The sequence below is a fragment of the Brevibacterium sp. UCMA 11754 genome (genome assembly GCF_021532275.1).
Lineage (GTDB): Bacteria > Actinomycetota > Actinomycetes > Actinomycetales > Brevibacteriaceae > Brevibacterium.
In genome coordinates, this window is sequence record NZ_JACBOT010000009.1 from 188,449 (window position 1) to 198,030 (window position 9,582).

Sequence of the window (9,582 nt, forward strand, 5' to 3'; positions counted from 1 at the left end):
ACCCCATCGGTACCAGGAGCATCTGCCATTCACATTGAATCTCGCGGGTCACTTCCCTGCAGCGGCTGGCCAGATTGACCGGTCGAGCGAGCTCCGGAGGAGTCAGCTCAGGCTCAGCTCACGTAGTCCGTGAGGATGCGAACCATGTAGTCAGCCATCAGCCGGCCCTGCAGCGTAGGTTCGAAGCGGCCTTCATCCACGGCGTCTCCATCGAGAAGTCCCTGCTGGACGAATCCTCTGATCGCCCTGTCACTGCCTGTACCCAGTGAGTCCAGAGGCAGTTCCGAATCGATGCGAGCCGCGAGCATGATCCGCTCGATCTCCTGGGTGGATGCTTCCAGCACCTCACGTCCGATGGCAGGCGACTCACCTGCAAGCAGCCGGTCGGACCAGGCACGGGGATGTTTTGCGTTCCAGAACCGCACTCCGCCGCCGATGTGCGAATGAGCTCCGGGCCCGAAGCCCCACCAATCGGCATTGCGCCAGTAGGCCATGTTGTGGTCACAGCGGGTCTCCGCTGACGTCGACCAGTTGCTGACCTCGTACCAGTGCAGGCCGGCCGCCTCCATGGCGGCATCGGCGATCTCGTATTTGTCGGCCAGGTCGTCCTCGTCGGGCATCGGCAGTTCACCCCGGCGAACCATGGCGCCCATCTTCGTACCAGGTTCGACGATGAGCGAATAGGCGGAGATGTGATCGACGTCGTTGCTCAGCGCCACCTGAAGTGACCTGCGCCAATCATCGATGGACTCCCCTGGTGTGCCGTAGATGAGGTCGAGGCTCAGTTCCAGGCCGGCCTCTTTGATCCATTTCGCCACATCCGGGATCTTCTCCGGGTCGTGTGTGCGGTCCAGGGTCGCGAGCACATGGGGCACGGCCGACTGCATGCCCAAGGAGATTCTCGTGAACCCGGCGGCGGCCAGGGTCGCAATGTAGCTCGGGTCCAATGTGTCGGGGTTCGCTTCGGTCGTGACCTCGACATCCGGTGCCAACCGGAAGCGGTCGCGGATGTCATCCATCACCCCGGCCAGCACCTCGGCGGCCAACATCGTCGGGGTACCTCCACCGAAGAAGATCGTCGTCACCGCACGGTCGGCGGCCCCTGCATCGGCGAGGACACGAGTCGACAGATCAAGCTCGCGGGCAAGATTGCTGCGGTAGTCGTCGCGGGAGGCGCCGGCCCCAGATCCTCTGCGGTGTAGGTGTTGAAGTCGCAGTAGCCGCAGCGGACCCGACAGTAAGGGACGTGAACGTACAGGCTCAGCCCGCGAGAGGCCGCGCCGGCCCCGGCCGAGGCCGGCAGCGAACCGTCAAGCGGTGGAGTCTCACCAGTCGGTTGTGCGGGCACTTACTTCTTGGATTCCTTCTTGGGCTCCGGATCATCCGAGGACAGGGCGGCGATGAAGGCCTCCTGAGGGACCTCGACATTGCCAACGACCTTCATCCGCTTCTTGCCTTCCTTCTGCTTCTCCAGCAGCTTGCGCTTACGGCTGATGTCGCCGCCGTAGCACTTGCTCAGCACATCCTTGCGGATGGCGCGGATGGTCTCACGAGCGATGATGCGCGAACCGATGGCAGCCTGGATCGGCACTTCGAACTGCTGGCGCGGGATCAGCTTGCGCAGCTTGCCGGCCATGAGCACACCGTAGGAGTAGGAGTTGTCGCGGTGGACGATCGCGGAGAAGGCGTCGACCTGATCGCCGTGGAGCAGGATGTCGACCTTGACCAGGTCCGCTGCGTCTTCGCCGTCATCGGAGTAGTCGAGGGTCGCGTAGCCCTGGTCTTCGACTTCAGCTGGTCGAAGAAGTCGAAGACGATTTCGGCCAGGGGCAGTCGGTAGCGGATCTCGACCCGGTCCGAGGACAGATAGTCCATTCCCTGAAGACTGCCGCGACGTGTCTGGCACAGTTCCATCACCGCGCCGATGTAATCGCTCGGGGTGAGGATGGTGGCCCTGACCATGGGTTCGCGGACCTCTTTGATCTTGCCCGTCGGGTACTCGCTCGGGTTCGTGACCTCCATCTCCGATCCGTCTTCCATCGTGACGTCGTAGATCACGCTGGGTGCGGTGGAGATGAGGTCGAGGTCGTATTCGCGTTCGAGGCGATCGCGCAGGACTTCGAGGTGGAGGAGTCCGAGGAATCCGCAGCGGAAACCGAAGCCCAGCGCCGTCGAGGTCTCTGGCTCGTAGGCCAGCGAGGCATCGTTGAGTTTGAGCTTGTCAAGGGCATCGCGCAGACCGGGTAGTCCGATCCATCGATCGGGAACAGCCCGGTACACCATGGGCTTAGGTTCCTTGTAGCCCTCGAGCGCCTGTGTGGCCGGTGCAGAGTTCAATGTGACCGTGTCGCCGACCTTGGACAAGCGCACGTCTTTGACGCCGGTGATGAGATATCCGACCTCGGCCGACGCCCAGGCCCTTCGTGGGCTTCGGCTCCGGTGAGGGGACGCCGATCTCGAGGAGTTCGTGGGTGCTGCCCGTCGACATCATCGTCAGCTTCTCACGCGGATGCAGCGAACCGTCGATGAGGCGCACGTAGGTCACGACGCCCCGGTACGTGTCGTAGACGGAGTCGAAGATCATGGCTCGCGCCCGGCGCATCGGCGTCGCCGACAGGAGCAGGAATGTCCGAGATGATGCGATCGAGGACCGCATCGACGCCTTCACCGGTCTTGTTTGCCCGACACCAGCAGGCAGTCTTCGGTTCGCAGCCGATGAGGTTGGCCAGCTCCTCCGCGTACTTCTCGGGCTGCGCGGCGGGGAGGTCGATCTTGTTGAGGACGGGAATGATCGCGAGATCGTTCTCCATGGCCATGTAGAGGTTGGCCAGAGTCTGGGGCTTCGATGCCCTGCGCTGCGTCGACGAGGAGGAGCGCACCTTCACAGGCGCCAGGGATCTGAGACTTCATAGCTGAAGTCGACGTGCCCCGGAGTGTCGATCATGTTCAGAGCGAAGGGAAAAATGGAGAGATCCCTACTTGCTTCGCTCTGAACATGATCGACACTCCGGGGCACGTCGACTTCAGCTATGAAGTCTCCAGATCCCTGGCCGCCTGTGAAGGTGCGCTCCTCCTCGTCGACGCAGCGCAGGGCATCGAAGCCCAGACTCTGGCCAACCTCTACATGGCCATGGAGAACGATCTCGCGATCATTCCCGTCCTCAACAAGATCGACCTCCCCGCCGCGCAGCCCGAAAGTACGCGGAGGAGCTGGCCAACCTCATCGGCTGCGAACCCGAAGACTGCCTGCTGGTGTCGGGCAAGACCGGTGAAGGCGTCGATGCGGTCCTCGATCGCATCATCTCGGACATTCCTGCTCCTGTCGGCGACGCCGATGCGCCGGCGCGAGCCATGATCTTCGACTCCGTCTACGACACGTACCGGGGCGTCGTGACCTACGTGCGCCTCATCGACGGTTCGCTGCATCCGCGTGAGAAGCTGACGATGATGTCGACGGGCAGCACCCACGAACTCCTCGAGATCGGCGTCTCCTCACCGGAGCCGAAGCCCACGAAGGGCCTGGGCGTCGGCGAGGTCGGATATCTCATCACCGGCGTCAAAGACGTGCGCTTGTCCAAGGTCGGCGACACGGTCACATTGAACTCTGCACCGGCCACACAGGCGCTCGAGGGCTACAAGGAACCTAAGCCCATGGTGTACTCCGGGCTGTTCCCGATCGATGGATCGGACTACCCGGTCCTGCGCGATGCCCTTGACAAGCTCAAACTCAACGATGCCTCGCTGGCCTACGAGCCAGAGACCTCGACGGCGCTGGGCTTCGGTTTCCGCTGCGGATTCCTCGGACTCCTCCACCTCGAAGTCCTGCGCGATCGCCTCGAACGCGAATACGACCTCGACCTCATCTCCACCGCACCCAGCGTGATCTACGACGTCACGATGGAAGACGGATCGGAGATGGAGGTCACGAACCCGAGCGAGTACCCGACGGGCAAGATCAAAGAGGTCCGCGAACCCATGGTCAGGGCCACCATCCTCACCCCGAGCGATTACATCGGCGCGGTGATGGAACTGTGCCAGACACGTCGCGGCAGTCTTCAGGGAATGGACTATCTGTCCTCGGACCGGGTCGAGATCCGCTACCGACTGCCCCTGGCCGAAATCGTCTTCGACTTCTTCGACCAGCTGAAGTCGAAGACCAAGGGCTACGCGACCCTCGACTACTCCGATGACGGCGAAGACGCAGCGGACCTGGTCAAGGTCGACATCCTGCTCCACGGCGATCAGGTCGACGCCTTCTCCGCGATCGTCCACCGCGACAACTCCTACTCCTACGGTGTGCTCATGGCCGGCAAGCTGCGCAAGCTGATCCCGCGCCAGCAGTTCGAAGTGCCGATCCAGGCTGCCATCGGTTCGCGCATCATCGCTCGTGAGACCATCCGCGCCATCCGCAAGGATGTGCTGAGCAAGTGCTACGGCGGCGACATCAGCCGTAAGCGCAAGCTGCTGGAGAAGCAGAAGGAAGGCAAGAAGCGGATGAAGGTCGTTGGCAATGTCGAGGTCCCTCAGGAGGCCTTCATCGCCGCCCTGTCCTCGGATGATCCGGAGCCCAAGAAGGAATCCAAGAAGTAAGTGCCCGCACAACCGACTGGTGAGACTCCACCGCTTGACGGTTCGCTGCCGGCCTCGGCCGGGGCCGGCGCGGCCTCTCGCGGGCTGAGCCTGTACGTTCACGTCCCTTACTGTCGGGTCCGCTGCGGCTACTGCGACTTCAACACCTACACCGCAGAGGATCTGGGGCCCGGCGCCTCCCGCGACGACTACCGCAGCAATCTTGCCCGCGAGCTTGATCTGTCGACTCGTGTCCTCGCCGATGCAGGGGCCGCCGACCGTGCGGTGACGACGATCTTCTTCGGTGGAGGTACCCCGACGATGTTGGCCGCCGAGGTGCTGGCCGGGGTGATGGATGACATCCGCGACCGCTTCCGGTTGGCACCGGATGTCGAGGTCACGACCGAAGCGAACCCCGACACATTGGACCCGAGCTACATTGCGACCCTGGCCGCCGCCGGGTTCACGAGAATCTCCTTGGGCATGCAGTCGGCCGTGCCCCATGTGCTCGCGACCCTGGACCGCACACACGACCCGGAGAAGATCCCGGATGTGGCGAAATGGATCAAAGAGGCCGGCCTGGAACTGAGCCTCGACCTCATCTACGGCACACCAGGGGAGTCCATCGATGATTGGCGCAGGTCACTTCAGGTGGCGCTGAGCAACGACGTCGATCACATCTCCGCCTATTCGCTCATCGTCGAACCTGGTACGAAGATGGGCGCCATGGTTCGCCGGGGTGAACTGCCGATGCCCGACGAGGACGACCTGGCCGACAAATACGAGATCGCCGATGCCGCCATGGAGGCGGCCGGCCTGCACTGGTACGAGGTCAGCAACTGGTCGACGTCAGCGGAGACCCGCTGTGACCACAACATGGCCTACTGGCGCAATGCCGATTGGTGGGGCTTCGGGCCCGGAGCTCATTCGCACATCGGCGGAGTGCGGTTCTGGAACGCAAAACATCCCCGTGCCTGGTCCGACCGGCTGCTTGCAGGTGAGTCGCCTGCCATCGGACGTGAGGTGCTGGAAGCATCCACCCAGGAGATCGAGCGGATCATGCTCGCGGCTCGCATCGATTCGGAACTGCCTCTGGACTCACTGGGTACAGGCAGTGACAGGGCGATCAGAGGATTCGTCCAGCAGGGACTTCTCGATGGAGACGCCGTGGATGAAGGCCGCTTCGAACCTACGCTGCAGGGCCGGCTGATGGCTGACTACATGGTTCGCATCCTCACGGACTACGTGAGCTGAGCCTGAGCTGACTCCTCCGGAGCTCGCTCGACCGGTCAATCTGGCCAGCCGCTGCAGGGAAGTGACCCGCGAGATTCAATGTGAATGGCAGATGCTCCTGGTACCGATGGGGTACCAGGAGCATCTGTGCAATCAGGTGGCGTCCTGATCAGGTGGCGTCCTGATCAGATCAGTTCGGTTCAGATTAGTTCGGTCACTTGATCCAGTTCGGCGTCAGAGAATCTTGTATCCCTCACCGCGGTTGGCTGCGACGCCGGCAATGATTTCGATGATGATCATGTAGATAGTGACCACCGGAAGTAGGAGAAGCAGGATCAGTCCGATGCCGATGATCGACAGCAGACCACCGACAATGCCGATTCCGAAGCAGGTGATGACACCGACGATGAGCAGGTTGAGTGACTGCGCACCGTGATGACGGATGAATGGAGACTTGTCCTTGTTGATGAGGAAGAGGATCAGCGTGACGATCCAGCCGACGCCTATGACGTAGGTGGCCGCATGGGCTAAATGCGACCACAGTGCAGTCGATCGTTCCGTCTGGTCGGCAGTCCAGAATCCGACCGAACCTGACCCATAAGCGGCGTCGGGAAGCGGGGCCCCCATCGGTATCGTGGCGGCATGTGACGTGGCTGAGGCCATCCCGGGGCCGAATGCCGCACCGCCATAGCTCTGAGCACCATAAGGTTGCTGCTGCGAACCATAAGGTTGCTGGGCGCTGTAGGGCTGTTGCGAACCATAAGGTTGCTGAGCGAAGGGCTGCTGATCGCCGTAGGGCTGCTGCGAACCATAAGGTTGCTGGCCGTAGGACTGGTTCGGCTGACCATCGAAATTCTGACCCTGCTGGGATCCGTACTGCTGCGATCCGTCTGGCGTTGGGTTTGGCTGCTGGGAGCCAAAAGCCTGCTGGCGCTGATCCGGCTGCTGTGAAGCCGGGTTCTGATTCTGCTGGGCATAGGGTTGCTGGGTCCGGAGGCCTGAGAATAGTTCGGCGGCATAGGACGAGATTCGTCAGGGCCGTAGTTCGGCTGCTGGGCATTGTCAGACATGCGGGATCCTTTCAGAGCTTCGTGGCCTTCACCCTATCGTCAAACGTGTGGTCGCCGGATGGGGGTTTGCCTCAAAGCTGTACCAAGTTGATCACATCTCATCCTGCTCTTGACGAGATGCGATCGAGCTTCAGCCGACGGTGACGAAGTCGATGAGCTCTTCGACTCGGCCCGAGAGCGTGGGTTCGACATCGGCGATAGTGCTGACCTTGCCCAGGATGCGCACCCACCCCCGTGCCACATCCCGGTGGTCGGCGTGCGGCCAACCGATACGTCTCAGGATTCCCGTCTTCCAATCCTCACCGCGGGGGACGACCGGCCATTCCCTGATGCCGACGACATGAGGCTTCACCGCCTGCCAGATGTCGACATAGGGATGACCGATGATGTGGACGACGTCGCGGTAGCGGGGATCGGCACGCACCGCCTCGGCGATCTTGGATTCCTTGGTGCCGGACACGAGGTGGTCGGCGAGGACTCCGACGCGGTGGTCCTTGTCGGGACCGAATGCCGCGAGCTTGTCGGCGACATCGTCCAGTCCACCCAGCGGTTCGACGACGACTCCCTCGACGCGCAGATCGTCGCCCCAGATCTTCTCGACGAGCTCAGCATCGTGTTTGCCTTCGACCCAGATGCGGGACCCGCGAGCCACCCGGGCACGAGCATTGCCGACCGCACGTGAGCCCGAAGCCGTGCGACCGGGAGCCGACTTCTTCTTGGTCGGCAGTTTGATGTCGACGGGTTTGCCCTCAAGCAGGAAGCCAGGACCCAGGGGGAATGCGCGGACCCTTCCTGCCCTGTCCTCAAGATTGACGACGATTCCGGCGGTGGTCTTCTCAGCGCCGACGACGGCGCCGACGTATCCGCTCATCGCGTCTTCGAGAACCATTCCGAGACCCAGCTCAACAGGTGTGGACTTCTTGGGCCGGTGCGAGGAAGGTGAGGAACCGGCCAGCACATCGGGCCCGTAGCGATCAAAGGTATTCACGGTCAACCACCCTAATCAAGGACTCGATGCGATGGGTGCAGACCCGCTGGGGCGGGCCCGAAAGTGAATTCGGAATGCAAGAGGCGTAGAATTGGCACTCAAAGCAGATGAGTGCCAAATGCGGTGCCGAACGAAGGAAGGGGACGAATGAACGACAGCAGGCGAGCACAGGTTCTGCGTGCGATCGTCGAAGACTTCGTCGCCACCAATGAACCCGTCGGGTCGAAGGCCATCGTTCAGCGCCACACGCTCGGTGTCTCTCCGGCCACGATCCGCAATGACATGGCCCACCTGGAGCAGGAGGGCTACATTGCGCAGCCTCATACCTCTGCCGGTCGAATTCCGACTGATCTCGGCTATCGGATGTTCGTTGATCGCATCGACGACTTCAAACCGCTCACGCACGCTGAGCGGCGTGCGATCTTCCAGCTCATCGATGGCAACGGGGACCTCGACGACATGCTCGATCGCACGGTGCGGGTCCTCTCGGGCCTGACTCACCAAGTGGCGCTGATCCAATACCCGACAGTGTCGCGTGCCACGATCAAGCACATCGAGGTAGTGGGCCTGGGCCCCAACCGCATCCTCGTCGTCCTCATCACCGACGCAGGGCAGGTCGAGCAAAAGATCGTGATCACGCCGGGCGTCGTTGACGATGAGTCGCTGCGCGGAATCCGCGATGAGGTCAACGCCGAATTCTCCGGTCAGAAGCTGTCGAGAGTCGTGAGCACGGCCACACCTCGTGCTTCGGCTCAGAACGATGACGGCACCCAGGCAGAATCTGTCGTGGGAGCTGGCGCTGTCGGAACGGACGTAGCCGCAGCACTGGTGCAGGTCCGCTCCGCCGTGACTGATCTCGTCATTGCCACGCGTGAAGAGCGCATCATCATGGCAGGCACAGCAAACCTGGCTCGCTCCGGCAGGGAGTTCGGTGAGAAGATGGCACCGATCCTCGAAGCTTTCGAAGAGCAGGTCGTACTGCTCAAGCTGCTGACGTCGATGGCTGAGGACCAAGAGGAGATCAGCGTTCGGATCGGTCGTGAGAATACTCACGAGTCGTTCAGCTCGACATCCCTCGTGGCCGCCGAATATGGTCATGACGCGGGGTCCACCGCGCGATTGGCAGTGCTCGGGCCGACCCGGATGGACTATCCTACGACGATCACAGCTGTCCGGGCCGTGGCGAAATACGTCTCCTCTGTCCTCGACCAGGGTTGATGCACCGACACCAGAGCACACAGCACAGCGCGAACAAGCAGCACAGCGTGACCAAGCACCACACTGCGAACAGGCACGATAACGCGAACAACGCACACCACCAGGGAGAGAGAAGTTTCTGTGGCCGATCACTATGAAACACTCGGAGTGTCCAAAGACGCTTCGGCGGCTGAAATCAAATCGTCGTACCGAAAGCTGGCCCGGAAGTATCACCCCGATGTGAACCCCGGACACGAGGACGAGTTCAAAGCCATTTCCCTCGCCTACGATGTCCTCTCGCGATACGGAGAAGCGCCGTAACTACGACATGGGCGGCGGCGAGAACGGACAGGGCTTCCCAGCCGGTGGCGGCTTTCGGCGGCTTCGGCGACATCTTCGAGACCTTCTTCGGCGGGGAGCCGGCTCGGCCGGCGGTCCGATGCCGCGCACACAACGCGGCAAGGACGCACTCGTCGGAGTCAACATCGATCTCGAGACCGCCGCGTTCGGCGGCAACATCGACCT

At 62.1% G+C, this 9,582-nt stretch carries 5 protein-coding genes and 4 pseudogenes; 5 read left to right on the plus strand and 4 right to left on the minus strand.

Annotation, left to right across the window (positions count from 1 at the left end; genetic code table 11):
* Positions 1-113 precede the first annotated feature (113 nt).
* A pseudogene (gene hemW / locus HX613_RS05510) lies at positions 114-1,348 on the minus strand (radical SAM family heme chaperone HemW).
* Positions 1,349-2,956 (minus strand): annotated as a pseudogene (gene lepA, locus HX613_RS05515) (translation elongation factor 4); the annotation flags it as partial.
* Here lepA (HX613_RS05515) and lepA (HX613_RS05520) point away from each other — a divergent pair.
* Positions 2,924-4,590, plus strand: a pseudogene (gene lepA / locus HX613_RS05520) (translation elongation factor 4). The pseudogenes lepA (HX613_RS05515) and lepA (HX613_RS05520) overlap by 33 nt on opposite strands.
* Positions 4,591-5,823 (plus strand): radical SAM family heme chaperone HemW, encoded by a 1,233-nt coding sequence (gene hemW / locus HX613_RS05525; protein ID WP_235344404.1) that lies wholly within the window; start codon positions 4,591-4,593, stop codon positions 5,821-5,823.
* Between the two features lie 213 nt (positions 5,824-6,036).
* Here the strand turns inward: hemW (HX613_RS05525) and HX613_RS05530 are convergent, their stop codons facing one another.
* Positions 6,037-6,465, minus strand: a complete 429-nt coding sequence (locus HX613_RS05530) for a DUF4870 domain-containing protein (protein ID WP_235344405.1) — start codon at positions 6,463-6,465, stop codon at positions 6,037-6,039.
* 45 nt (positions 6,466-6,510) lie between these two features.
* Here HX613_RS05530 and HX613_RS05535 point away from each other — a divergent pair, with 45 nt between their 5' ends.
* A complete protein-coding gene (locus tag HX613_RS05535) occupies positions 6,511-6,753 on the plus strand; it encodes a hypothetical protein (RefSeq protein WP_235344406.1) in 243 nt (80 codons plus the stop codon).
* Between the two features lie 249 nt (positions 6,754-7,002).
* Here HX613_RS05535 and HX613_RS05540 read toward each other — a convergent pair whose 3' ends face one another.
* Positions 7,003-7,866, minus strand: coding sequence for a DUF3097 domain-containing protein (locus tag HX613_RS05540; protein WP_235344407.1), 864 nt, complete (start codon positions 7,864-7,866; stop codon positions 7,003-7,005).
* A gap of 141 nt (positions 7,867-8,007) precedes the next feature.
* On the opposite strand from HX613_RS05540, the gene hrcA reads away from it, so the two are divergent.
* Positions 8,008-9,078, plus strand: a complete 1,071-nt coding sequence (gene hrcA, locus HX613_RS05545) for a heat-inducible transcriptional repressor HrcA (protein ID WP_235344402.1) — start codon at positions 8,008-8,010, stop codon at positions 9,076-9,078.
* 120 nt (positions 9,079-9,198) lie between these two features.
* Positions 9,199-9,582, plus strand: a pseudogene (locus tag HX613_RS05550) (DnaJ domain-containing protein); the annotation flags it as partial.